General features: G+C 34.3%; 27 protein-coding genes. 18 read left to right on the top strand and 9 right to left on the bottom strand.

The genetic code is table 11. From position 1 onward, the window contains the following. Positions 1 to 92: 92 nt before the first annotated feature. The 4 genes from FOL89_RS00310 to FOL89_RS00325 all read left to right on the top strand — a co-directional run bounded on the left by FOL89_RS00310 (position 93) and on the right by FOL89_RS00325 (position 4,528). Positions 93 to 1,115, top strand: a complete 1,023-nt coding sequence (locus tag FOL89_RS00310) for an N-acetylmuramoyl-L-alanine amidase (RefSeq protein WP_144280857.1) — start codon at positions 93 to 95, stop codon at positions 1,113 to 1,115. Positions 1,116 to 1,199: 84 nt separating this feature from the next. Continuing rightward, on the top strand, positions 1,200 to 2,600 hold the full coding sequence (gene aspA, locus FOL89_RS00315) for an aspartate ammonia-lyase (RefSeq protein WP_144280858.1): 1,401 nt from the start codon (positions 1,200 to 1,202) through the stop codon (positions 2,598 to 2,600). Positions 2,601 to 2,639: 39 nt separating this feature from the next. Beyond that, on the top strand, positions 2,640 to 3,494 hold the full coding sequence (locus tag FOL89_RS00320; protein WP_144280859.1) for a glycosyltransferase: 855 nt from the start codon (positions 2,640 to 2,642) through the stop codon (positions 3,492 to 3,494). Then, positions 3,491 to 4,528, top strand: coding sequence for a hypothetical protein (locus tag FOL89_RS00325; RefSeq protein ID WP_144280860.1), 1,038 nt, complete (start codon positions 3,491 to 3,493; stop codon positions 4,526 to 4,528). Before FOL89_RS00320 ends, FOL89_RS00325 begins: the two co-directional genes overlap by 4 nt. Here the strand turns inward: FOL89_RS00325 and FOL89_RS00330 are convergent. The 5 genes from FOL89_RS00330 to FOL89_RS00350 all read right to left on the bottom strand — a co-directional run bounded on the left by FOL89_RS00330 (position 4,521) and on the right by FOL89_RS00350 (position 8,444). Continuing rightward, the gene (locus FOL89_RS00330) at positions 4,521 to 5,996 is read right to left on the bottom strand and encodes a lipopolysaccharide biosynthesis protein (protein WP_144280861.1); all 1,476 of its coding nucleotides are present in this window, start codon (positions 5,994 to 5,996) and stop codon (positions 4,521 to 4,523) included. The genes FOL89_RS00325 and FOL89_RS00330 overlap by 8 nt on opposite strands. Before the next feature lie 8 nt (positions 5,997 to 6,004). Continuing rightward, positions 6,005 to 6,796, bottom strand: a complete 792-nt coding sequence (locus FOL89_RS00335) for an FkbM family methyltransferase (protein WP_144280862.1) — start codon at positions 6,794 to 6,796, stop codon at positions 6,005 to 6,007. Between the two features lie 74 nt (positions 6,797 to 6,870). Beyond that, the gene (locus FOL89_RS00340) at positions 6,871 to 7,368 is read right to left on the bottom strand and encodes a hypothetical protein (RefSeq protein ID WP_144280863.1); all 498 of its coding nucleotides are present in this window, start codon (positions 7,366 to 7,368) and stop codon (positions 6,871 to 6,873) included. Between the two features lie 2 nt (positions 7,369 to 7,370). After that, complete coding sequence (locus FOL89_RS00345; RefSeq protein ID WP_144280864.1) at positions 7,371 to 7,721, bottom strand: hypothetical protein; 351 nt, start codon at positions 7,719 to 7,721, stop codon at positions 7,371 to 7,373. 51 nt (positions 7,722 to 7,772) lie between these two features. Then, positions 7,773 to 8,444, bottom strand: coding sequence for a DUF2461 domain-containing protein (locus FOL89_RS00350; protein WP_144280865.1), 672 nt, complete (start codon positions 8,442 to 8,444; stop codon positions 7,773 to 7,775). Between the two features lie 266 nt (positions 8,445 to 8,710). Here FOL89_RS00350 and FOL89_RS00355 point away from each other — a divergent pair, with 266 nt between their 5' ends. The 3 genes from FOL89_RS00355 (at position 8,711) to FOL89_RS00365 (ending at position 12,357) form a co-directional block, all read left to right on the top strand. Further along, the gene (locus FOL89_RS00355; RefSeq protein ID WP_144280866.1) at positions 8,711 to 10,411 is read left to right on the top strand and encodes a DEAD/DEAH box helicase; all 1,701 of its coding nucleotides are present in this window, start codon (positions 8,711 to 8,713) and stop codon (positions 10,409 to 10,411) included. Between the two features lie 152 nt (positions 10,412 to 10,563). After that, on the top strand, positions 10,564 to 11,202 hold the full coding sequence (locus tag FOL89_RS00360) for a DUF47 domain-containing protein (protein ID WP_130913977.1): 639 nt from the start codon (positions 10,564 to 10,566) through the stop codon (positions 11,200 to 11,202). Between the two features lie 15 nt (positions 11,203 to 11,217). Then, complete coding sequence (locus tag FOL89_RS00365; protein ID WP_144280867.1) at positions 11,218 to 12,357, top strand: inorganic phosphate transporter; 1,140 nt, start codon at positions 11,218 to 11,220, stop codon at positions 12,355 to 12,357. Positions 12,358 to 12,419: 62 nt separating this feature from the next. On the opposite strand, the gene FOL89_RS00370 is transcribed toward FOL89_RS00365, so the two are convergent. Next, complete coding sequence (locus tag FOL89_RS00370) at positions 12,420 to 12,803, bottom strand: HU family DNA-binding protein (RefSeq protein WP_144280868.1); 384 nt, start codon at positions 12,801 to 12,803, stop codon at positions 12,420 to 12,422. Between the two features lie 226 nt (positions 12,804 to 13,029). After that, the gene (locus FOL89_RS00375; RefSeq protein WP_144280869.1) at positions 13,030 to 13,407 is read right to left on the bottom strand and encodes a helix-turn-helix domain-containing protein; all 378 of its coding nucleotides are present in this window, start codon (positions 13,405 to 13,407) and stop codon (positions 13,030 to 13,032) included. Between the two features lie 139 nt (positions 13,408 to 13,546). Between FOL89_RS00375 and FOL89_RS00380 the strand changes: the two genes are divergently transcribed. From FOL89_RS00380 to rplI, 8 genes are all read left to right on the top strand, one after another. Continuing rightward, entirely contained in the window at positions 13,547 to 15,094 is a 1,548-nt protein-coding gene (locus FOL89_RS00380; protein WP_144280870.1) for a hypothetical protein, read from the top strand. Between the two features lie 3 nt (positions 15,095 to 15,097). Then, a complete protein-coding gene (locus tag FOL89_RS00385; RefSeq protein WP_144280871.1) occupies positions 15,098 to 15,682 on the top strand; it encodes a DUF6705 family protein in 585 nt (194 codons plus the stop codon). 89 nt (positions 15,683 to 15,771) lie between these two features. Next, the gene (locus FOL89_RS00390) at positions 15,772 to 16,266 is read left to right on the top strand and encodes a hypothetical protein (protein ID WP_144280872.1); all 495 of its coding nucleotides are present in this window, start codon (positions 15,772 to 15,774) and stop codon (positions 16,264 to 16,266) included. A gap of 228 nt (positions 16,267 to 16,494) precedes the next feature. Further along, positions 16,495 to 17,496: an LLM class flavin-dependent oxidoreductase gene (locus FOL89_RS00395; RefSeq protein ID WP_144280873.1), complete on the top strand. Its 1,002-nt coding sequence runs from the start codon at positions 16,495 to 16,497 to the stop codon at positions 17,494 to 17,496. Between the two features lie 68 nt (positions 17,497 to 17,564). Further along, positions 17,565 to 18,686 carry a 3,4-dihydroxy-2-butanone-4-phosphate synthase gene (gene ribB / locus FOL89_RS00400; protein ID WP_144280874.1) on the top strand — a complete coding sequence of 374 codons (1,122 nt, stop codon included), beginning with the start codon at positions 17,565 to 17,567 and terminating at the stop codon, positions 18,684 to 18,686. Positions 18,687 to 18,899: 213 nt separating this feature from the next. Continuing rightward, positions 18,900 to 19,241 carry a 30S ribosomal protein S6 gene (rpsF, locus tag FOL89_RS00405; protein ID WP_144280875.1) on the top strand — a complete coding sequence of 114 codons (342 nt, stop codon included), beginning with the start codon at positions 18,900 to 18,902 and terminating at the stop codon, positions 19,239 to 19,241. Positions 19,242 to 19,272: 31 nt separating this feature from the next. Further along, positions 19,273 to 19,575: a 30S ribosomal protein S18 gene (gene rpsR / locus FOL89_RS00410; protein WP_056215709.1), complete on the top strand. Its 303-nt coding sequence runs from the start codon at positions 19,273 to 19,275 to the stop codon at positions 19,573 to 19,575. 169 nt (positions 19,576 to 19,744) lie between these two features. Then, a complete protein-coding gene (gene rplI / locus FOL89_RS00415) occupies positions 19,745 to 20,254 on the top strand; it encodes a 50S ribosomal protein L9 (RefSeq protein WP_144280876.1) in 510 nt (169 codons plus the stop codon). Positions 20,255 to 20,444: 190 nt separating this feature from the next. Here the strand turns inward: rplI and FOL89_RS00420 are convergent, their stop codons facing one another. Together FOL89_RS00420 and FOL89_RS00425 are read right to left on the bottom strand one after the other, a co-directional pair. Then, positions 20,445 to 21,605: a thioredoxin fold domain-containing protein gene (locus FOL89_RS00420; protein ID WP_144280877.1), complete on the bottom strand. Its 1,161-nt coding sequence runs from the start codon at positions 21,603 to 21,605 to the stop codon at positions 20,445 to 20,447. A gap of 118 nt (positions 21,606 to 21,723) precedes the next feature. Continuing rightward, positions 21,724 to 21,990, bottom strand: a complete 267-nt coding sequence (locus FOL89_RS00425) for a hypothetical protein (protein ID WP_185146878.1) — start codon at positions 21,988 to 21,990, stop codon at positions 21,724 to 21,726. A gap of 122 nt (positions 21,991 to 22,112) precedes the next feature. On the opposite strand from FOL89_RS00425, the gene prmA reads away from it, so the two are divergent. The 3 genes from prmA to FOL89_RS00440 all read left to right on the top strand — a co-directional run bounded on the left by prmA (position 22,113) and on the right by FOL89_RS00440 (position 26,015). Beyond that, positions 22,113 to 22,940: a 50S ribosomal protein L11 methyltransferase gene (gene prmA, locus FOL89_RS00430; RefSeq protein WP_144280878.1), complete on the top strand. Its 828-nt coding sequence runs from the start codon at positions 22,113 to 22,115 to the stop codon at positions 22,938 to 22,940. A 197-nt stretch (positions 22,941 to 23,137) separates the two neighbouring features. Next, positions 23,138 to 25,099: a polysaccharide biosynthesis protein gene (locus FOL89_RS00435; RefSeq protein ID WP_144280879.1), complete on the top strand. Its 1,962-nt coding sequence runs from the start codon at positions 23,138 to 23,140 to the stop codon at positions 25,097 to 25,099. A gap of 106 nt (positions 25,100 to 25,205) precedes the next feature. Next, the gene (locus FOL89_RS00440) at positions 25,206 to 26,015 is read left to right on the top strand and encodes a polysaccharide biosynthesis/export family protein (RefSeq protein WP_144280880.1); all 810 of its coding nucleotides are present in this window, start codon (positions 25,206 to 25,208) and stop codon (positions 26,013 to 26,015) included. Positions 26,016 to 26,032: the final 17 nt, after the last annotated feature.

Below are 26,032 nucleotides of genomic sequence, written 5' to 3' on the forward strand. Positions count from 1 at the left end.
GCAAATATAGAATAGATTTCTTTATTTACCAAATAAATTACAAGAAAAAATTGCGTATTTTTACGCTAATAAACAATTGAAAATTTAGACAAATGCGTAAAACATTATATATCATCGGCTTAAGTGTTTTTGTGTTTTCATGTACTCCTCAAAAAAATACCAAAAAAACGACTTACCGCCCGAAAACCGCAGTAGCACAAGCTAAACCGGTAAATAATACGGTGAGTGAACAAAAGCAAAAACCTCAGATTACAAAAAATCACGGAGTAGAATTTTATACCACCAATATTGCAGATATTACCAAGAATGATAATACCGCAAGCTATGGATCAATAGTATCTGCCAAACCCGCAGGTTACAATGTTGTAAAAACGTATTTTCCTGCTGTTGCTCAAAATTTCAGACAAAAATATTTGATTCTTCATTATACTGTTTTACCGGATGATAAATCCATAGAAGTACTCACCAAGCAGAATGTGAGTGCACATTATCTTGTAAATAATCTGGGAAATAATGAAATTTATCAGCTTGTCGATGAGAATAAACGTTCTTATCACGCAGGAGTGAGCGCATGGAGATCAGATAAGAATCTGAATGATACTTCTATAGGGATCGAAATTGTAAATCCGGGCTATAAAGCTGATGCAACGGGTAAAAAAATATTTCAGCCTTTTAGTGATGAGCAAATCAAAAAAGTGGCTGCTTTAGCTAAGGACATTGTTGTAAGATATAATATTGCTCCGACCAATGTGTTGGCTCATTCTGATATTGCTCCTACAAGAAAACAGGATCCCGGTCCTCTTTTCCCATGGAAAAAACTTTATGATGAATATCAGATCGGAATGTGGTATGATGACGCAGCAAAACAGACATTGATGGTTTCTTCTGAAGCAGACCTTCCTTCAAGATACAATGATACTGCTTTCATTTTTCTGGCGCAGACTGCGCTTCAGAAATTCGGATATGATATTTTTCCGAACGGAAGATGGGATGATGCAACCAAAAAAACGATTGAGGCATTTCAGTACCATTTCCGTCCTCAAAATTATGACGGAATAATGGATGCCGAAACCTGGGCTATTCTTCAGGCATTAAATCAAAAATATTCAAAATAAGTTTAAGAAAGAGGCTAAAAGTTATAGCTGTGTTATTGTTAAATTTTTAGTCTCCATCTTAATTTACAATTCAATTTTATTTACATGGGAAATTTCAGAAAAGAAAGTGATCTTTTAGGAGAATTAAATGTTCCGTTAGATGCTTATTTCGGGGTTCAGACTCAAAGAGCTATAGATAATTTTAAAATTTCGGGACAGCTGCTCTCTTCTTATCCTGAGTTTATCAGAGGTTTGGCTTTCGTAAAAAAAGCCGCAGCAAAAACCAACTATGAATTAGGTCTTTTAGAAGAAAATCTTTATTTTAAAATTGCTGAAACCTGCGATGAATTGATTGGTGGTTTATTTCACAGCGAATTTCCGATAGACATGATTCAGGGCGGAGCAGGAACTTCAATCAATATGAATGCGAATGAAGTAATTGCAAACCGCGTTTTGGAAAAACTAGGTAAAAATAAAGGTGAATATGAATTCTGCTCACCAAACGATCATATCAATCTTTCGCAATCAACCAATGATGCTTATCCTACAGCAATCAAACTGGGATTGTTGCAGATGAACGAAAATCTAGTGAAAAAACTGCAGAATATTGTGGAAGCATTCCGGGAAAAAGGAATGGAGTTCCGCAATGTTATAAAGATGGGAAGAACTCAGCTTCAGGACGCAGTTCCGATGACGATGGGGCAGGAGTTCGAGGCATTTGCAGCCACTCTGGAAGAAGATATTTCAAAATTGAATAACAATGCTAATCTTTTTGTTGAAGTCAATATGGGGGCAACTGCAATCGGAACAGGAATTAACGCCCCAATCGGCTATGCACAGCTTTGTGCAGCAAATCTTGCAGCAATTACAGGATATCCTATTGTTTCTGCTCCTGATTTGGTAGAAGCCACTCCGGATACAGGTTCTTATGTGATTTATTCTTCTGCAATGAAGCGTTTGGCAGTTAAATTATCAAAAATATGCAACGATTTGAGATTGCTTGCTTCAGGTCCCAGAGCTGGTTTATCTGAAATCAACCTTCCGCCGATGCAGCCTGGTTCTTCAATTATGCCCGGAAAAGTAAATCCTGTAATTCCTGAAGTGGTTAATCAGGTTTGCTTTAAAATTATAGGAAATGATTTGACCGTAACTTTTGCAGCTGAGGCAGGACAGCTGCAACTGAATGTTATGGAGCCGGTTCTTTCTCATGCCATTATGGAAAATATTCAATTTCTGTGTAATGCACTGGATACGCTTCGTGAGAAATGTGTAGTGGGAATTACCGCTAATAAAGAAGTTTGCCTGAATATGGTAAAGCACAGCATTGGAATTGTAACTGCACTCAACCCCTATATTGGATATAAACAATCCACAAAAATTGCAAAAGAAGCTCTAGCAACGGGTAAGAGTGTTTATAATCTGGTTCTTGAGCATGGTTTGCTCTCGCAGGAGAAATTAGACGAAATTCTTGATCCCAAAAATATGCTTACTCCTCATTATAAATAATATATCAACAATAATCATTTATCAGTTATAAATTTTGTTTTGAAATTTTTAATAATAATTCCTGCGCACAACGAAGAAAAAAATCTTCCGTTTACTTTAGATTCCTTACAACAGCAAAGCTATAAGGATTTTGAAGTGGTGATTGTTAATGATGGTTCAAGTGATGGAACATCCGATGTAATCAAAAATTACATTGAAAATGATTCCAGATTTTACAGCATTAGTCTTGACAAGTCGGCTCATCAGCCTGGCTCAAAAGTAGTTGCTGCTTTCAACAAAGGTATTGAAATACGAAATATAGAAGCCTTTGAAGTGATCTGCAAGTTTGATTCGGATATTATTGTTTCGGAAAATTATTTGGAAATAGTAAAACAGGCTTTTGATCAGAATCCTGATTATGGTTTGGTGGGAGGATTATTATACGTGGAAAAAAATGGAGAATGGGTGTATGAAGGCAATTCAAACAGGCATCATGTCCGCGGTCCGATGAAAGCTTATCGTAAAGAATGTTTTCAGCAAATGGGCGGTTTGCGCGAAACATTGGGTTGGGATAATATTGATGCCATCCTTCTGAAAAATTTAGGCTGGAAAGAAGTGGTAATTCCTGAATTACATGTAAAACTTATTAAAGTAAAAGGTTCTGATTATACCATAAAACCGGCAGACTATTATGGTAAATACTTTTATTTTTTAGGTCTAAACCGTTTTCTGACGTATGTTGCAGCAGCCAAAGAAGCAATGAAGATTAAGTCTCCATTATTTCTAATGCAGATTATCAACTCTTACGAAAGGTGTAAGTCTCAGAATCTTGAGCTTAAAATTTCTAAAGATGAACAGGTGGTCATTAATCAGGAACGGTGGAATCAGTTTAAAAAGAAATGGTTAGGATTTTGAAAAGAATAGCCTACATAGAAATTGATACTCACGCAGAAATTGCTGAGGATTTTATGAATGTAATGGAAGATTCCAAAGAGTTTTCTGTAGATTATTATTTTTCTAAAAAGATCAAAAACAGGATTCAAAGAAAGTCTGATGATGTTTTTTTATCAGATCAGTCTATGATTCTTGATCAGCTCAGAGCAAATAAATATGAGTTGGTCATTATCGGAACTGTTCATCGTTATTTCAGTACTTTTTTATCCATTACCCAACAATATAAAACTGCGGTAATTGTTCATAATCTCAATTTTTCAAAAACATCTTCATTAGTTTTCTTTAAAAACATTTTTAAAGAAGATATTGTGTATCGTCTTAAGCTTTTATTAAAAGAAGATTTGCTAAATGCAGCAAAAGTTTACATGAATGCCGAGCGCCTTTTTGTTTTAGACGAAAATTTAACATCAGAAAAACATCATTTTTTGCCTCTGTTTTATACCAAAAAATATAATAAAACAGAAAATGAATTTTTAACTATAGTAATTCCTGGAGGAGTTTCACAAAAAAGAAGAGATTATCTTCATATCATCAATGTTATTAGAAATTCTGAAGAAGCAAAAAAAATGGATTTTGTTTTTCTCGGTAAAGCTTCGGGGACTGAATTAAAGCAAATTGTTGATTTAGAACAATCAGTTGAAAATGTGCGTATCACATATTTTACCGAACGTATTTCTCAGCAGGAATTTGAAATCTGGATGAAAAAAGCCGATATTCTCTGGTGTCCCATTCAGCAGGAAACAACATTTTTTAGTCAGAGAGAGGTTTATGGCAAAACCAAAATGACAGGCAATATTGGCGATGCCATTAAGTTTGGTAAAGTGGCTGTTTTCCCTGAAAGTTATTCTTCAACTTCTGATTTTATTATCAAAGAAGAAGAAAATGTAATACAGCAGTTTCAGAATTTGAAGGACTTTAGATGTGATTTTCAGGAAAAATATAATAGAGATCTTGTACTTCAAAAACTACAGAATATGCTTTCCGATCTTACTTAAACTTCAATAGACTTTTAATAAATTGCCTATTGATATACTGCTCAACAGGGAAAATTTTAGTAAAATAATTTCCTATGAAAATAAGCAATAGAACTACTGCCGGCTTGTATACCATATTGATGAAATTATTCTCGAAAACGGGCAGAACAATCGCTACCGTAATTGCTAAAGTGCAGATAATTGAAACAAAGATCATTTCAATGGAGAAGGGTGAGACTTTGAATACAAAATAATTAAAAATAACTTTGATCATATTATAAACGCTTACCGAAATCGCTGTCGACAAAGCAATTCCGATCAGTGAAAGTGCAGTGTAATGGATGAAATACCAGTTGAGCCCAATGGTTAATCCTGCTAAAAGAAGCATTACAATAATGTTAAATTTATAATATTTGGAAAGCGATATAATGTTTCCGTTGAAACCGGTTGCCAAATCCATCAGCACAGCAGAACCCCAAATCCAGATTACGGGTTCATACATTCTGAGTACATCTCCTTTATTGGGCATAAAATGAGTGAGATAAGGAAATCCTACCATAATACAACCAAATAAAACTGCTCCCAAAAAATAAATTGAGAGTGAGGTTTTTTTGTGAAATCTATCGAGCTCTTCCATGTCCCCATCAGCTAAATTTTTTCTGATAAGGGGTGCAGAAATATTAAACAAACCTAACTGTGGAATAGAAATCAGGGAAATCAAAGCCAGTAAAATACTGTAAATTGCAGTTTCTTCTTCACCGATAAATTCGCCAATCATATAATTATTAATCGCCATATGATTACCGAAAGTCCCGAGAAATCCAAAAAAACTGTAAGACGCAAATTCTTTATAAAAGTTATCTTTTTTGAAATAATCTCTGCTGAAATCAAGGTGCACTTTTTCAAGTTTGTTGGTATAATAAATATATCCTGAAAGCATTAAAGCAAACATTCCGAAGAAAAATGCCAGTGCAGCCTGCTCAGAAAACTGAAAGTAGAAGAAAAGGGAAAACGAACCCAGATTTGCCAGTTTAGGTAAAAGATTGTCAAAAATATTAGAAACAACAATTCGCTTATAGTTGGAAATATATTTATTGAAAACTGCACACAGCGAAAGCGTTAAAACAAGGGGGAGAATATATTTTTTGCTCTCCCAGATTTTCATTTTGGTAAATTCTGGAAAGAAAAAAGGAATAATAAAAAAAACAGCCAGAAAAACCATAAAATTTACAATGACCAAACCCAAAGAAAGCGATAACATATTTTGATGTTTTCTGTCTTCGTGAGCTTTTCCGAAAAACTTTACATTAGAATACGAAATGCCTAAAACAACAAACGGAACCAGCATTTCTGCTGCCGACATAATATATCTTAAAGTTCCGTAAAAGAAGAGATCATTGGTGAAAATGAAAATAGAAAACATCCCGATAAGGGTTGCGGTATATCCAATAACAGAATATTTAAAACCTTGTCTTGCAACTACACTCATATTCAGGATTATTTATTTGGAATGAAAATGATGTTGTTGATATATTCGTTTTTATTTTTTTCGTCCTGAATGTTTTTAAGCAGGATTTCTTCAGACAGCAATTCGGGGGTAAATGTTTTTCTGTTTAAATAATGTGCCTCAAATCCCCAGTTTTCAATTTCTTCAATTTTTTTCCAGATTGGGTTTTGGTGATGGCGCTGTTCCATTTCTACCATCAGAACGGGCTTAAACTTACAAATGGTATTCTTTCCTCCCATTAAAGTTTTCATTTCATTACCTTCTACATCAATTTTAATAAAATCTAATTTTTCTATTGGGTTTGATTTCACCCAATCGTCCAGTTTTACAACATCAACAATTTCTGTATAGCTTTTTTCTTCGCCTTTTTCTTTATAGGAAGTATTAAGTGTTCCTCTGGATGTTACCATTTTTCCTTTAATAAATGGAACTTTAAATTCGGCGGTTGTATTTTCATCAGAAAGCGCAACAGAAGAAATTTTCATTTTGGGAAAAAGTCTTTTCAGTTTAATATTGAGTTTTTTATTAGGCTCAAAAGCATAAATATTCTCGTGTTGTAATCGATTTTCAAACTGATAAAGAAAAGTTCCTACATTGGCACCAATATCGAAAACAGTTGCATCTTTGCTTAGGAAATCTTTTATCCATACCAGTTCAGGTTCTACATTTCTATCCGAAAAGTTCTCTTTGCTGAGGTTTTTTAAATTCTTAAAATATCTCTGCTTGTAAAAACTTGGGCTGATATATTGCAGATTTTCTGCTAATTGCTGGTATAAAGACATTGGTTTAAATCTTAAAGAACCAACAAAAATACATAAAATTATATGATTTATGATCTATAAAGAAATAGACAGATCTAAAACTCCCTGCATTTTTCATCAGGAATATAAACACCACCTGCTTGCTGATAGACAACTTCGGCTCCCAGATGACCTGCATAAGCCAGAAAACCGGTTCCGGAAAGAATGAGTAGAGAAGTAATAATGTTAAAATAGAATTTAAGCTTTTTCACGGAATTAAAATTATAGATCATATCACAAATCAAAGCTCCTCCGAAAAAATATCCGGAAACATACACCCAATATAAATGATTTTTGAGAACAGAAGGATCACAAATTTCTCTTACCACCATCGGATAAGCATTTTTCCCTGTGTAATAAGCAATCCAGAAGGAAAGATAGCCAAACAATAGAAGAATGGAAACAGTAAACCTCAGGTTATTTCCAATTTTATTATTTCGGAAAATTAAATAAAGAATAGTAATAATTGCGCAAAGACATAATATAGCAATAGGAAAATGCACAGAAACTGCATGGTACAGTTCTGTGCGAAACATTGTTGGTATTTCCTTCATTTTTATTCTAAAATATTAACTGCTTTCGGATCTAATTTATTACCCATTTTCTCAACGGTAACTTCTACTTTTCCGCCTTGTTTCAGGTCAGAGAACATGGCAGGCTGTCCGTTTTTGGTGATGGCAGTATAATCTTTCAGGTATAGTTCCAGGATTTTTCCGTCAGCAGTTTCTACATAGATTTCTTTTTCTTCAGCATCTACTTCTTTTGCGGTTCCTGTATATTTCCCGGAAGGCACAACATCGGTATTTTCAATTTCAGCAGACCCGCCGGATTTTTCGGTTTTTGAGCATGAAGTAGATGTAACCGCAATAAACATTGCCAAAGTTCCTGTAAAAAATAATTTTTTCATAATAATAAAGTTTGGTTAATTGACTTTTTGGGTGCAAGAATGTTGCCAAGTTCAATTATTGGTGATTGCATTCTCCAAGAAGTCATTCAACGGTTTCGCAGCAGCAAATATCTTAGAAAATTTTTGAGCAGCATCAGGCTGAGACAATTCGTTGTCAGTTAAATGGTAAATACCAATAAAGCTTTTTAATTTCAGATATTCAGACATTGGATCTTCTTTTTCAAAACCTTGTGGTACTTTTTTTAATTGATTATCCTGATCCAGTTCACCAAAATATTGTTTGAAAGCTTTGTCTTCGATAGTTTTTAAAAAATCATCTTTAAACAACGAAATCTCTTTTCTTACTGATTTCAAAATGGATGATTCCGGCAGGTAGATTCCGCTTGCCAGAAAAGATTTTCCCGGTTCTATATGAATGTAATATCCGGATTTCTTTCCGTTTTTCCCCATTCCGAAAGATGCTCCGAAATTAGTTTTGTACGGAGTTTTATCTTTTGAAAATCTTGTGTCGCGGTAAATTCTGAATAGTGTTTTTTTAGGATCTGCTTTTAAAATGTTTTCATCAAATTTTCCCATTTCGCTCATCAGTTCTTCTACAAAATTTTGAAAATCTGATAAAGCCTCTGTATATAATGTCTTGTTTTCGCTAAACCATTCGCGATTATTATTTTTTTCGAGATTACGTAGAAAAGCAATGATTCTAGCAGAGATAAAAGTAGCCATTTGTTTTTTTATCAAAGATAAATAATAAATGTATAAAGATTGAGAGGTGTTTTTATGAATTTACAATTCACAGATTGATATTGATTGCAATTTGAATAATCATTATTGTTGAAAAATTTTTAAATTAAAAATAAAAAAGTTGTAGTTTTTCTGTGTAATTGTAAAAATGATTAAGGTTTTGCAAATTAAAATTATCAATTCGTTAATATTATATAATTGAAGATTGAAATAAATATTGTACCTTTGCAAAAATTTTATAATATTTAATGAATTTATTTACGGAGACCAATTTAAGTCCTGATTTACTTAAGGCAATTGGCGAACTGGGTTACGAAAGCCCGACAGAAATCCAAAAACAGACTATCCCTTTTATTCTTTCAGATATTCGCGATTTGATCGCACTTGCGCAGACAGGGACAGGCAAAACAGCAGCGTTTTCGCTTCCGATTTTGGATATGATTGACGATACGAGTCGCAAAATCCAACTTTTGGTGCTTTGTCCGACACGGGAATTATGTCTTCAGATTACAAAAGACATCAAAAATTATTCAAAATACATGCAAAACATCAAAACTACGGCAGTTTACGGTGGTAGCAGTATTATGGATCAGATTCGTTCTTTAAAGGAAAAGCCACAGATTATTGTAGGAACTCCTGGAAGGGTGATTGATTTGATTAACAGAAAAGCTTTAGACTTTTCGGCTATTCACTGGTTGGTTTTAGATGAAGCAGATGAAATGCTTTCGATGGGTTTTAAAGACGAATTGGAAACCATCATGAGAGAAACTCCTGAGACCAAGCAGACGTTCTTATTCTCGGCTACAATGAGCAAAGAAGTAGAAAGAATTTCTAAAAATTATCTTACAAAACCTCACAGAATTTCGGTAGGTTCTATTAACGAAGTTAAAAAGAACATCAAGCACGAATATTATGTTGCAGGTTACCGTCATAAAAAAGAAGCTCTAAAGAGATTGATTGATGCTAACCCTAATCAATATTCTATCATTTTCTGCAGAACAAGAATGGAAACTCAGGAAGTTGCCGATTTCTTGATGCAGAATGGGTATGCAGCAGATGCGCTTCATGGCGACCTTTCTCAGGCACAGAGAGACACGGTGATGAAGAAATTCAGACTAAAAAATATTGATATCCTGGTTGCTACAGATGTTGCAGCAAGAGGTTTGGATGTGAATTCTCTTACCCACGTTGTACATTATTCTTTACCAGATGATCCTGAAGTTTTCGTTCACAGAAGCGGAAGGACAGGAAGAGCAGGGAAAGACGGTATTTCTATCGCATTGATAAAGCCTGAGGAAAGCAGAAAACTGAAGCAGATAAAATCGGTAACCAAAATAGAGATCAACGAAGGTAAAATCCCTACTGGTGAAGACATCGTAAAAGCACAGGTTGGAGGAGTTTTTGAAAGCCTATTTGAAGTACATGAAGATTTCTTCGAGTTTGATAATTCGCTGATTCCTGATTTGTCGGCATTTTCAAAAGAAGAGCTCGTTCACAAATTACTTCAGTTTCAGCTGAAAGATCTTGCGCTGTATTACAAAGACAGACATGATCTGGTAGAGCAAAAACTAAGCAGCAGAGATGATGACAGAGGCGGAAGAGGCGACAGAAGAGATCGTGACAGAGGAAGAGATCGCGACAGAGATAGAGGAAGAGATCGTGACCGTGGCGAAAGAAGAGGTGGAAAACCAAGACAGCGCGATGAAAATATGACGAGATTTTTCTTCAATCTTGGTAAAAAAGATCAGCTGAAGAAAATTGATGTTCTTGAAATTATCAATAAAGCAACTTCAAGCAAAGGAAACAAGCGTGCTGAGATCGGAAATATTGAGATTCTTGAAAAATTCTCATTCTTTGAAGTAGAAAAATCTTTTAAAGGAGAACTTTTAGGAAATATTTCTTCTATGAAGTTTAAAGGAAAGGAAATGAGAGCTGAAGAAGCTAACTAAACATTTCTAAAGATATATAAAAGCCGGCAGTAATGTCGGTTTTTTGTTTTCGGGGATAATATCATTTCAATATTAACAAAAATTAATGTTAGAAGCTTCATTCAACAATCCTTTTTTAAGAAATTTGCACTCGAAATTTATAAACACTATATATGGGAATTGGTAATATTTTCCACGCTTTTCAACCTAAAGATAAAATTTTCTTTGTGCTTTTCGAGAAAGTTACTGATAATTTGGTTGCTATGTCTAATGAGTTTAATCACGGAATCAAAGATTTTGATCTTAATGACGATTCTATGCTTAAACTGATGAGCGATTATGAGCATAAGAATGATGAGCTTACCCACGAGATCTTTGTTGAGCTTGGGAAAAATTTCATTACACCTTTTGACCGTGAAGATATCCACACTTTGGCTACCGGTCTTGATGATATTGCAGATTATATCTATGCTTCGGCAAAATATATTTTCCTCTACAAATCTCCGAGAATGAAGGCTTATGCAGATTTTTCTTTGCTGATCCACAAAGCATGTCTGGAAATTCAGAATGCTATGAAAAATCTGAAAGGATTCAAAAATATGGAGCAGGTAAAAGAAGCTTGTATTAAAGTAAATTCTATTGAAAATATTGCGGATGATCTTCTTTCTAATTCTATGGTAGAATTGTTTGAGACCAATGATGCAATCAACATCATTAAAGTTTCATCTGTATTGAATTATCTTGAAGTAGTAACCGATAAAGCTGAAGATGTTGCCAACACGATTGAAAACATCATGATTAAGTACGCATAAAACAAGATAACAAAAATGGAATTTCCTATTTTACTTACGGTTATTATTGCTTTAGCCTTAATCTTCGATTACATCAATGGTTTTCATGATGCGGCAAACTCTATTGCAACCATTGTTTCCACAAAAGTTCTTACGCCTTTTCAGGCGGTACTTTGGGCAGCTGTGTGGAATTTTGCAGCATTTTTTATCGCAGCTTATATTATCGGAGAATTTAAAATCGGTAATACGATTGCCAAGACCGTCAACGAAAACTTTATCACACTCGAAGTGATATTTTCCGGACTGATTGCCGCAATAGCGTGGAATCTTCTTACCTGGTGGTTTGGTATTCCTTCGTCATCATCCCATACTTTGATCGGTGGATTTTTGGGAGCAGCTTTAATGCATGCTTTCATGATGGATTATCATGATGTAGCCTCTGCCTCTCCTGAGCTTGGGTTCTTTGAAACTGTCAAAGAAGCTTTCACTCAGTTAGCTCAGCAGAATGTGGTGAAGTTCAACAAGGTAATACCTATTTTTCTCTTTATATTTCTTGCTCCGATTATCGGGATGATCATTTCTATTATTATCACTCTCATTATCGTGCATATTTATAAGAAATCAAATCCTCATAAAGCTGATAAAGCTTTCAAGAGAATGCAGTTGGCTTCCTCAGCTTTATTCAGTTTAGGACACGGTCTTAATGATGCACAGAAGGTAATGGGTATCATTGGTGCGGCATTGATCTATTATCATGTTAATATGCTTCAGGATCCTGTTTACCTTCAGATTCCTACGGCAGAGCGTTTCAATTATTTTTCAGAACATTATATGTGGGTTCCTCTGGTTTCTTTTATTGCAATTGCATTGGGAACGATGAGCGGAGGCTGGAAAATTATCAAAACCATGGGTACTAAAATTACCAAAGTAACTCCATTGGAAGGGGTGAGTGCAGAAACTGCAGGAGCTATAACGCTTTTTATTACCGATCACTTTGGGATTCCGGTTTCTACTACCCATACGATTACGGGTTCTATTATCGGGGTAGGTCTTACCAAAAGAATTTCGGCAGTACGATGGGGGATTACAGTAAGTTTGCTTTGGGCATGGGTTCTTACCATTCCGATCTCGGCAATTGTTGCTGGTCTTACTTATCTTGCCGTGACGATGTTTTAAATTGGCTCTTTATGTAAAAAACTAAATCCTCCCGAATTTTCAGGAGGATTATTTTTGTTGGTTTATGCTTTCTTTTTAAATTCTGCAAGCTTCAGAGCATCTTTAATCATCTTACCCGGCCGGAAGATGGTTTTTACCGTTTTGATGCTGGAAGCGTTTACTTCTTCTGCCGTGTCTTTACCCTCGCTGGAACCGCCTGCCTGTAAAGTGAAATACTCACCTACATACACAATCTTACCATCGGCTACATCATCGGCAATTTTAGAAAACGTGCTTTCGAGTACGGCAAGAATGTCGGCTTTTGAGACGGTGGAAACCGTAGAAGCATATTTGGCAAGATCATCGAGGGTGGTCTGCCCGTCTCCTACTATATCGGCGTAGAATTTTTCTGGAGCTGTAGGGTTTTGAGGATTTCTTTTTTGGATAACATTAAATGTAATAGGCATTTTTTTTCAGTTTTTAGTGTTAAACATTTGTTATTGTATGTACTAATGTAACAAAAAATAACCTCTCGTTATTGCCTTGTAGATAAAAATCTATACCATACGAATGATGTTTAAAAAAATAAGACGTGTCATTGTAGAAAATTACACGTCTTATTTAAACAAATGAGACGTGTAAATTTATCGGTTTACACGTCTAATTTTTAAAAAGATCAAAAGATCAGTATGTTTATTTCTTCAAAAGGCTTTCTATAAGCTTGCTTTGTGCTTCTATTAGCTTAGCGATCTGTTCCTGATTTTTTAATATACTTTCGGTAATTTCAGGGGATTGTATATTAAAAACAGGATTATACTGATTTACTGCTGCAACAGCATGATCACTGAATTCATTATTTGACATAATATTGTTAGCGGATTCATTAAATAACTCGTTAATATCTACTTCAAGTTCTCTGGCAATTTTACTCAGCAGCATAGAATTAGGAATGCTTTTGTCAGATTCTATATTGGAGATGGTGCTTTGGGTAACATCCAATCGCAGTGCAAGATCGTCCTGAGACCAGCTTTTCGCTTCACGGTATCTTCTCACCTTAGTTCCTAAACTCATAATATTAAAATTTTAATCAAAAATATTAAAATATTAATGATGTTAGAGAAAAATCTTTTTTAGTTTTACAAAATCAAATCCACATGATGTGGAATAATTAAAAAAACATATCTTTAACCATAAAATTTTTCAGTACACGATGAAAAAAAATCTATTTCTCAGGCTCTGCCTGATGTTCCTGGTCGGTTTCTCGGCGTTCTCCTGCCGAACCGAAGAATTTCACAACGAGGAAGAAACCCACGGCAACGCAGGTTTGCGATTGACTTCCCAAAGAATTTCTCTCAGCCAAGCTAAGCACAGAACCCAGCTTCTTCCCGATCTTGAAAAAGCAGAAACAGCAATAGAGAAGAAAAAACTTAATATGCAGGGTAAATCGGTAAATATCGGAAACGGAATTACGATTGATACCGATGAGGTGATCTATATGGAAAACGGTCCCGATTATCACACTTACACCTTTAGCGTCATCCGTGACAACGCACCTGCCAATGCACCGGTAGAAAATATTCTCATGACTCCCAATACAGACGGAAGCTACAGGGTGTTTCATATTGTTCTCAATCTTACGGAAGCAGACAAAGCCAAGATTGCCAACAGAGAATATGTAGATTACAAAAATAAACAGCAGGTAACCGAGTTGGCGGGGATCAATCTTTCTTCGCTTACCCAAAAACAAATTTGTGTCCCGTATTATTATTCGTTTCCTGTAGCTTGTGTTGGTCCGGAACATCATATGCCGGGAGAGGCAGGCTGTCCGCTAGAGGGTAATGATAGAGCTTACTGGGGATCAATCGTTCTTTATGACTGCTTTGGCGAAGAACCTGAGACATTCATGCCTACACCCATTCCTATTGACGGAGGCGGAGGCGGAGGTGGTGTAAGCCCGGAAGAAGGAGGGCAAAATCCACCTTATGAATGCACTTCTGCCGCTACAGACCCTACACAAGTGGGCTTGGTAAGCCCAACGGGATGCTATATAGGAATGCCGTCTGAGCCGATTGTAAGAACCAACCCCTGCGAAAAAACAAAAGCATTGCTGGAAAGTCCTGATGTAGAGGCTAAAATTAAACTGATGAAAGATAAATCTAAAATTGGTGGTGAGATAGGCGTAAATATAAAAGCAGATGGCACAACATCTGATACCATTTCTGGCGGAGCTCATGAAGTAGAAATGGGAGATACAGCAGGCTACCAAGGTGGTTATCATAATCATACTCCTACAGGAGTAAAAATGCTGTCACCGCCTGATATCAAAAAATTGCTTAACTATGCAATATCTCAGCCTAACGGAAATATTAGTAATGCATTTTTTGGAATGGTTGGCTCTGAACCTTGTACCGGAAATGCACCATCTTGTGAGAATGGCTTTATGTATCATAACTATATAATACGATTTAGTGGTACTATTACTGAACTTACTCAGTTTCTTTATAATACGAACTGGGATGATGATATACTAATTAGTGATTATCAAAAAACAAGAATTGATTTGTCTGAAGATTTATCTTATGCAAAATATAAATTCGGACCCCTCAACAGTAACGGGTTACAAAAGTTATTTTTTGACACATTATCTAATATGGGCTTAAATGGAAAAGTAATTTTGCAGAGAGTAGACTACGACGGAACGATACAGAATATAATAGAAAATAATAACGGCGGAACAACCGCCACACCATGTCCTTAAGCTATGAAAACAATTTTTAAAGTAACATTATTTATAGGGGTAATTGCAAATGCTTTGTCTTGCAAAGCACAGGTCATTCAACCATTAAATACCAAATTGAAGGATGCAGCTCAAAATGCATATTTGAAAGATCTAGATAATGACTTGAACAAGTTTATTGGAATCTATACCTCTACTTACCAAGATAAGTCAATAACCTTGTATATTACTAAAGAATATGAAAAATTAATCCAATCACATTCAAAAAGCTATTACCAAGATGTATTATCTGTACGTTATATAGTTAAGGATTTATCGGGGTTAACTTTACAGGATACTCAAAATACGGTATTCCAACCAAATCAAATCAGGTTCACTATATACAGTGTTAAGAGTGTACCTCAAGAAAATTTTGTAATATTAATATATGGAGGCACAAACTGTGGTATAGGTTGGGGAGAAATTAGATTAAAAAAGCTAAATTCGACTCAGTTATCTTGGGAATATAATCCTAATAGCTTAGTAATAGATTCTGCAACCTGTCCGCCGGGTACAGATAAGAAAGTTTATCTTCCTGTAACGAAGGATTTAATTTTTACGAAGCAGTAAAGAAAATGTCTTTTAAAAAGGTTGTTTATAGAGAAAATAGAATTTTGGTATATAAGAGGTTTAACGGATATCACCATGAACCCTAAATAATGAAGACATATTTACTTGTTTTGATGTTATGCGTTTTAGCAAACTGCACTACAAATAGAAAGCAGACAGAATTTTATCTGTCGGCGGGATTAGAAAATATGAAACTTTTTGCTTCCAATAAATCAGATTCCGCAAAAATTGATGCTTTTTATACAAACGCAGAAAAGTGCCTTGAAGAAGGAGGATTATATTGTGATGCATGTAATAAGGAGCTTTGGGCTGATTTTAAAAACGGTATTGCCCAGTTTAGAATTGAGCTGTTTAAAAGCATTAAGCTTCCAAAAAATGCAAGACAGGGAGAAAACCGTGTAAGAGTAATCATTGGAACTTCTAATAGTATAGAGAAAATTGAGGTATTGAAGTTTACTGATATCAACACTAAAAATGCGATTGAAAAAGCATTTAAACAACATGAACTCAATACATGGACATCTGCTAAAATCTATGGTATTCCTGTCAATCAGCAGTTTGAAATTAGTATTTTTGTCAAGTAAAAAATAGACAATAATATAAATATAATTTCAGTAATACTGCTTTAAATACTTTATCTAAAAAAAATCCGTTTTCATTAGTTGTGAAACGGATTTTTTTATTCTTGATCTCATGTGTAATGCAGCTTTTTTATTAATAGTTTTTCTCTGAATGTCTCATCAATCCTATCAATTACAAAAAGTAACTAATGTAAATAAATAGTTTTACATTTGCTTTTCAAATAGGATTACATGAAAAATTTTGAAATATCAATACTTGATCTCGCACCTGTGAAACAAGGGAAAACCGTTCACGATACCTATCAGGACAGTTTATCTTTGGCAAGACACGCTGAAAATTTGGATTATAAAAGGTTCTGGCTTGCCGAGCATCATAATATGGAGAGCATTGCAAGTTCTGCCACCTCGGTTTTGATTGGCTTTATTGCTAATGGAACTCAAAAGATAAGGGTAGGATCAGGAGGTATTATGCTCCCTAATCACAGTTCACTGGTTATTGCCGAACAATTCGGAACATTAGAATCGCTATTTCCCGGAAGAATAGATCTTGGTTTGGGAAGAGCGCCCGGAACGGATGGTTTAACGGCTCAGGCATTAGGAAGAAATCCTGCAATCATCAACGAGCAGTTTCCAAGGCAGATTTTAGAATTGCAAAAATATTTTTCTAAGGAAAATTCGGATGCGCTGGTTCGGGCCATTCCGGGAGAGGGGTTGGATATTCCAATGTATATATTGGGTTCAAGTACAGACAGTGCATTTCTCGCTGCGGAATTAGGACTTCCGTATGCTTTTGCAGGACATTTTGCACCGGAACAGATGGAAATGGCTTTCAATATTTACAGAGAACACTTTGAACCGTCAAAATATCTGGATAAACCGTATCTCATAGCCTGTATCAACGGAATCGCTGCAGAAACTTCTGAAGAAGCACACAGAATTTCGACAACTCTGTTTCAGGCTTTTATTAATATTGTCAGAAATGATAGAAGGCCATTTGCTCCGCCTGTTGATGATATGGATGATATCTGGTCACCCATAGAAAAATCTATGGTGTTACAAAAACTAAAATTTACTTTTATCGGAAATCAGATTGAAATTGAAGATAAACTTAAAAGTTTTCAGGAAAGATTTAATGTAGATGAATTGATGATTAATTCTCATATTTATGATCATCAGAAAAGACTGGAATCTTACACGATTTTCAGAAAAGCACAGGAGGCTGTGCTTAAATAATAACAAACCCTTATCATAATTGGGAGATGCTTATTTTATGAGTATCTTTGCAAAAATTTAAAGTAAAAATGTCTGATATTAAATTAAATACTATTCCAGAGGCAATTGAAGACCTTAAAAATGGTAAAATAATCATAGTAGTGGATGATGAAGACAGAGAAAATGAAGGTGACTTTCTTTGTGCTGCAGAATTGACAACCCCTGAAATCATCAACTTTATGGCACTTCACGGAAGAGGGCTTATCTGTATGCCGCTTCCCGAAAAAAGATGTGACGAATTGGGTCTTGAAGTGATGGTGAGCAGAAGCAGCGATCCAAAGGAGACCGCTTTTACTGTTTCTGTCGACCTTTTAGGAAACGGAACTTCTACAGGGATTTCAGCAAGCGACAGAGCAAAAACAATTTTAGCTTTAATGGATGAAAAATCGAAACCGACTGATTTTATGCGTCCGGGTCACATTTTCCCTTTAAGAGCACGCAAAGGAGGGGTTTTAAAAAGAGCTGGACATACAGAAGCTGCCATTGATTTGACGTGTCTTGCGGGCTTAAAAGAAGGAGGCGTAATCTGCGAGATTATGAATGAAGACGGTTCTATGTCCCGTTTGCCGGAACTCTATGCTTTTGCAAAGAAGCATGATATGAAAATTGTTTCTATAGAGGATTTGATTCATTATCAGCTTAAAAAAGGGAATCTTATCGAAAGAATTGAAGAAAGAAAAGTGAAAACAGCTTACGGTGAATATGATTTCTTCGCTTTCAGAGAAACATCCAATGATCAAATTCATTTTGCTTTAACGAAAGGTTCGTGGACCGTTGATGAGCCTGTTTTGGTGAGAGTTCAGTCATCTGATTCTTACTTCGATGTTTTAACAAGATTGAATAACGGAGAAAAACCATTACTGGAAAAAGTAACCAACATGGTGAACGAAGCAGGAAAAGGGGCTATTATTTTTATCAACAATGTATCAAACTCTGAAAACACGCTAAGAAAACTGCAGCAGTTTCTGAATTATCAGGACGGACAACAGCAGCATCCGACTCTGGCATTCAACTACAGAGACTATGGAATCGGAACGCAGATTTTGAAAAATTTGGGAATTAATAAGTTTAAAGTAATTACCCAGAATCCCAATATTAAACCTCAAGTTGGCGGTTATGATGTAGAGGTGACGGAAATGGTACAATTGTAAATATATTAAAATAAAAAGTTAAACTGTCTCAGAAATGGGACAGTTTTTTTATATTAAAAATAATGAATTGATGCATATATAAATTCTGAAATTAAAAAATATAATATCACATATTTTTATAAATTTTGAATGAAAACATAATTGATTTATTGCGTGTTATTATTTTAATTCATACTTTTGCACCTCGAAATAATTAACAAATTTATTTACATTATGAACAATTACGAAACTGTTTTCATTTTAACTCCCGTTCTATCTGACGCTCAGGTGGAGGAAGCAGTGAAAAAATTCGAAGATCTTTTAAAAGAAAAGAACTGCGAAATTGTAACCAGAGAAAATTGGGGCTTAAAAAAATTAGCTTATCCTATTCAATTGAAAAAGAACGGATTCTATACTTTAATTGAGTTTAAAGGAGAAGGTACTGTAGTAGCTGATCTTGAATTGGCTTTCAAACGTGACGAAAGAGTGATCCGTTACCTTACTACAAAACTAGACAAGCATGCGGTAGACTATGCGGTAACTAGAAGAACTAAACTTAAGGCTGCGAAAGCTTAATTTATTAACCCACAATTTAAAAGACAAAGATATGGCAATAGATGATATGGCTAAACAAGCCTCAGCTGGAGGAGAATCTGAAGTGAAATTCCTTACTCCGCTTGATATCAATACAAAATCTGAAAAGAAATATTGTAGATTTAAAAAATACGGAATCAAACATGTTGATTACAAAGATGCTGATTTCCTATTACAGTTCGTCAACGAGCAAGGTAAAATTTTACCAAGAAGATACACAGGAACTTCTTTAAAATATCAAAGAAAAGTTTCTGCTGCGATCAAAAGAGCAAGACACCTTGCTTTGATGCCTTATGTAGCTGACTTATTGAAATAATAAGACAAAAAATAAATAAAAGAAGAGAGCAATCTCTTCTTTTGTTGCTGAATAAATAATTAAATTCTAACTTGATTTAGATTTCGGATAATAGATTTCAGATAACAGACAAAGTCTAACTTCTAACTTCTAACATCTAATTTCTAACATCTAAAAAAGGACAACAACAATGGACATTATCCTAAAAAAAGACGTAGAAAACTTAGGTCTTGAATTTGACACGGTAAACGTAAAACCTGGTTATGCTAGAAACTTCTTATTGCCGCAAGGGTATGCAGTTTTGGCTACTCCAAAAAATAAAGCAGCTCTTGAAGCTACCTTGGAAGCAAGAAAAGAAGAAGAAGCTAAATTGATCTCTGATGCTAATACTAAAGTAGAGCAATTAAAGAAAATTTCTATTACTATTCCTGCAAAAGTAGGTTCTGGAGACAGATTATTCGGTTCTATCAACAATGCAGATCTTTCTGCTGCTCTTGAGAAAGCTGGAGTTTCTGTTGAGAAAAAATATATCAAGATTCCTGGTAACACTATCAAGAGAACTGGTAAAGCAACTGCAAATATCAGATTGCACAGAAATGTAGAGTACAACTTCGAGTTTGATATTGTATCAGACGCACCAGTAGAAGCTCCTAAAGCTGCTCCTGCTAAAAAAGAAGAAACTCCTGCTGAGGAAGCATAAGAATAATTTCTTTATCAATATTCAACCGTTTTACATTTTTTGTAGAACGGTTTTTTTGTAGAAAGTTTTATAGAGAAGTTGAAATTGTACTTTCAATAAAAACAACATTGATGTAATTCTGAGGAATAAAAATCGCAATGAAAAATAATGCATTGCGATTTAATTTATATAATTAAAAAGAGAAAATTATTTATAAGCTCTTTAATAATTTTTCTGTATCAGCGGTATCCTGACCTGTAGATTTTCCTAGGTCGATAGATTTTTCTGCCCATATTTTTGCATTTTTCTTATCACCTATTTTATTATATAAATTGGCTAAAGTGTCTGTATTGGCAAAATTTTCATTTTTCTTTACTGATTCCTGAGCCCATTTTACGGCAGTTTCTAAAGATGATTTTGTTTTGATATTTTCAAAAAAGTTCCATGCAATAGAATTAAGTTCTTCTGAAGAGGCGGAAGAATACTCTCTATAATTTTCTAAAGTAAGTTTTTCGTAGGTTGCAAAATCTTTTTCTTTTAAAGCTCTGCTGGATTTTACTTTAATCAGTAATTTTTCAGCATCTTCTTTATTCATGAATTTTTGAGTTTCAGCTAAAAAATAGCTATCATCAAATTTTTTTGTATTTGCATTATAAGATTTACTTATAGCTGTATTTACTTTTACATTTTTGTTGATGTTATCATAGTTTTTTTCGGGCATCATTTTCAGGATTTCTTCTCTTTTAGCCTTAAAAATTCTATAAGATGAGTCATCGGTACTTTTCATTGCCTGAAAAAGCAACTGAAGATTGTTTTGACTTAATTCAGGATTTTCAGCAAAATATCTTTCTAAAACTTGGTTAGATAATTTGGTGTCGCTGTAAACTGTAAGTTCTGCAAGATTTAACAAAAAAGCAGGATCTTTTTCTCCATTTTCAAACTTTTGTTTTAACGAGGTAAGTCTTTTAGCAGGATCTTCTGCATCTTTTGCAAATTGGATAAAATCGTTTTCTTCTACATAACCTATTGTTCTGTGAACTTCTTCTCCGTCACCGTCAATAAAGAGGTATGTAGGGAAGACTTTTACGTTGTACTTTTTTGCAAGTTCAATACCTTCTCCTTTTTCCATATCAATTTTAGCATTGATAAAACGACTGTTGTAAATGTCACCTACAGACTGAAGAGGGAAAATGTTTTTTACCATTAACTTACATGGTCCGCACCAGACAGCATAAGCATCAATGAATATAAGTTTGTTTTCTTTTTTTGCTTTTGCCAAAAGAGTTTTGAAGTTTCCTTCATCAAATTTAATTCCTTGTGCAAATGATAATGCGACAAAGAAGAAAAATGAAAGTATTGCTGTTTTTTTCATGAATTTTTTTTTGTTGGATACAAATGTAATGATTATGTTAAAAAAAATATTCTCTTAAAATGAATAATATCAAATGTAAAACAAAAAAAATCCACAAAATCATTTGCGGACTGAATTTTTATCTGGAACCTCCTACCGATGTATTGGGTCTTGTTTCTTTACTTTTATAGTCAGTAGCAGATGCGGCAGTATCTCTGAGCGCTTTAGGGGTGTCTGTATCGGGGTAAGCTGACTGTTCCGAATGTGATGCGGCAGTTTCGCCCATATTATTTCTCATAAAATCTTTATTGTGCTCTTCCTTAAATTCTTCTCTGTTTTCTTTTTTATCTGCACAGCTTCCAAAAGCGAGAGAAGCGATGGCGATGATTGCAACTGTTGTTTTCATATTTATAGTATTTGAATAATGTTTTGTTTGCAAAAAATCTGCCGAACGTACATTTGGTCATTTATCATTTGTTATTTGGGAATTATAAAAATTGAAAAAGCTATTTTTGCATAAAAATTTTTATGCAAAATTATCTTGAATTCAGTTTTAAAGTATTTCCGCTTCAGCCTTGGAATGAAATATTAATGGCAGAGCTTATTGAAATCGGTTTTGATAGCTTTACAGAAGAGAATGACGGTATTCTAGGATATATTCAAAAAGATTTATTCGATGATAATCAGCTTAAAAGTCTTCCGCTCTTCCAAAATCAGGAGGTAAAGATTGAGTTTTCATTTACTGAGATGCCGAATATCAATTGGAACGAAGAATGGGAAAAGAATTTTGAACCCATCAATATTGATGATAAAGTTTTAATAAGGGCAGAGTTTCATAAATCTGTTCCTGAAATGCATGAAATTGTCATTCAGCCTAAAATGTCTTTCGGGACGGGGCATCATCCTACTACTTATTTGATGATTCAGCAGATGATGGATATGGATTTTACGGATAAAAAAGTTCTGGATATGGGATGTGGAACATCTGTTTTGGCAATTTATGCGAAACAGATAGGTGCAGGCGAAACAAAGGCAATTGATATTGATGAATGGTCTGTAGAAAATTCCAAAGAAAACGCTGAAAGAAATAATGTTAATCTGGATATTGAGTTAGGAACTGCTGATAATTTAGGGAATGAAAAATTTGATATTATTTTAGCTAATATCAACAGAAATATACTGATTTCTGATATTCCAACTTATGTATCTGTACTGAATAATGGCGGACAGCTTTTATTATCAGGACTATGTTTTTTTGATGTGGATGACATTCTTGAAGTATGTATGAGCAGTAATCTTACAATGAAAAAGAAATTGCAGCGTGAAGAGTGGGTAAGTATATTGCTTGAAAAATAGACTAACAAATTTCTGCAATCCTAAAAAAATAAGATTAAAAAAAATATCATTTCTCTTTGTTTATCGTATTAATGGTATGTGGTATAAATTGGCATGATTTTTACTCTAATTTTTCTTGTTAATGTTTTATACCGTTGTTTTTTTATACAATTAATATAACTACATTTGCAGAAAATAAGCAAAATTAAATTCGTTAAATGAAAAAGCTTAAAGACGCTTTAAGTTCATTATACACAGGTGATAATGTGGTGAAAATCACAAATTTGAGATATTTACCAAGATGGATTGTACTTCTAATAGATGTTACAATCGTTTTATTATCTATATTTTTATTTTATTTGTTTCTTGAAAAACTGAATGTAAAAACCAATTTTGTACAGTATCGTTTTGAGAAAAGAATGTTATTAGTTTTTATTAACATCTTGTTTATGTTTGTCTTTAAAACCTATGCAGGAATCATTAGACACTCTACTTTTTTTGATTTTTTTAAAATTTTGTTGTGTTCAGGTTCAACTTTGGCAACATTGCTATTGATCAACATAATTGTAGAGCTTTCTATTGGAAAACCATTGTTTCTATATCCTAATTTGTTCTTTTATTTTTTTATATCGGTTTCCATGATGTTTTTTTTCAGAATGGTAACCAAGCAGTTTTTTAATATACTTATTGATTATAAAGGCGCAAAATCTAAAATACGAGTTGCAGTTATAGGAGTAGGAGATGCTTCGGTTTCTTTAGCGAGAGCTATTCTGCATAACCCCAACTATCCTTACCGTCTCGCAGGCTTTCTTACAAAGAGGTCAGATTCTCATAAGGCAATTTTACTTGGACATAAAATTTATAATGTTGAGTACTTTTTTAAAAGTAAAGACCTTATCAGTCAATTTGATGCTGTATTGATTATAAAAGAAATCATGGGTAAGCAGGAACTTGAAGAATGGATGACTTTGGCATTGGATAATGATCTCAAAGTTCTTAAAGCTCCAACACTTAGTAAAATGCGTGATTCTGATTTGGTAGGTGGTATCCGACAACTCCAGATTGAAGATCTACTTAATAGGAAGCCTATAAAAATAGAAAACGAAGAAGTAAGAAGAAGGCATTTCGATAAAAATATATTAGTAACAGGTGGAGCTGGCTCTATCGGAAGTGAAATTGTACGTCAGGTTTCACAATTTAATCCAGATTTGATTGTAGTTTTAGATCAGGCTGAGTCACCTTTATATGAATTAGAACTTGATTTGCAGGAAAAATTTCCAGAGCAGAGATTCAAGTTTGTCCTTGCGGATATTTCAAATCAGTCAAGACTAGAAAAACTATTCGAAATATATAATTTTTCTATGGTTTATCATGCTGCAGCATACAAACATGTTCCATTAATTGAAGAGAATCCTCACGAAGCTATATTTGTCAATGTATTGGGTTCTAAAAACCTTGCACAATTATCTAAAAAATATAAAGTTAACCGTTTTGTAATGGTGTCCACAGATAAGGCTGTGAATCCTACAAATGTTATGGGGGCATCTAAAAGGGCAGCTGAGCTTTTTGTGCAGTCTCTGCAAAACTCCGAAGGCAATACAACAAAATTTATTACTACCCGTTTTGGTAATGTTTTAGGCTCTAACGGATCAGTTATTCCTCATTTTAGAAAACAAATAGAGAAAGGAGGTCCGGTTACGATTACCCATCCCGACATTATTCGATATTTTATGACAATTCCTGAAGCTTGTGAATTGGTGCTTCAGGCAGGAACGATGGGAAATGGTGGAGAGATTTATGTATTTGATATGGGAGAGCCCGTGAAAATTTTAGATCTGGCAAGGAGAATGATAAAACTTTCGGGGTTTGTTCCTGATGAAGATATTAAAATTAAGTTTATTGGTTTGCGCCCTGGAGAAAAACTATACGAGGAGCTCCTAAGCAATAATGCAACAACAATTCCTACACACCATGAAAAAATAATGATTTCAAAAGATCCTGTAATGAGTTTCGATGAAATTAATATTTTATGCAGACATATAGTAAGATCAGCTGTGCGCAGAGATAAACTACAGGTCGTAAGGTTGTTAAAAGCGATAGTTCCCGAATTTATCAGTAATAATTCTGAGTTTGAAATTCTTGATAAAATTGAGAATGAAAACCCAACAGTGAATTTGTAATTTTGTAAGTTTATAAAATTTTAATTAAGAATGATTTTAAATATAATTTATAACAAAATTTTATTTAAAAAATAATAGTCCTATTTTTGTGAAAAATTTATCAGAAATGATTGTAAAAAAATATTTTTTATACGGTGTATTAAGTTTAGCAATATTTTCATGCACTCCGAGACAGGAGTTGAATTATATGAAAGATATAGAAAACATTGCTTTGGATAATTCAATAAAAAACAGCAGAAGTAATCTTCAGCCTGGTGATCAGTTAGTTATAACTGTTTCTGCAAAAGATATGGATGTGGTAAAACCTTTCAATAAAAACTATTCATCATCAACAACAATCACACAATACAGTTCTCCAAGTTCCAACAATTTACCACAGCAAATACCTGTTTCAGGACCAATGTATATGGTAGACCTTAACGGAAATATTGATTTTCCGCAGATAGGAATGATAAGTACCACGAATGATAATGTAGAGGGATTAAGAGATAAACTTATCAACCTTATCTCTAAATATGTGAAAGATCCTGTTGTAGATGTTAAATTGATTAATTTCAGGGTTTCTGTCTTGGGTGAAGTGGCTAGACCTGGAACTTATGTTGTTCCTGATGGTAATACTACTTTATTGCAGGCATTAGGATTAGCTGGTGATCTTACTGTATTTGGAGTAAGAAATAATGTAATGGTTGTAAGGAATGTAGATGGTGCCATAACAACACACAAGGTTGATCTTACCAGTGCACAATTTATCAATTCACCATATTTTTATCTTAAGCAGAATGATGTAATCTACGTTCAGCCCAACTCAACAAGAGAAAGAGCGGCAAGATTAGATCCAAATACCGGAATTTATATTTCAATTGCATCAGTAGTAGCATCTTTGGCAATTGGTATTTTGGCTCTTACAAGAAATTAATCTAAATCACCAACTTA

The organism is Chryseobacterium echinoideorum (assembly GCF_007474535.1).
Taxonomy (GTDB): domain Bacteria; phylum Bacteroidota; class Bacteroidia; order Flavobacteriales; family Weeksellaceae; genus Chryseobacterium; species Chryseobacterium echinoideorum.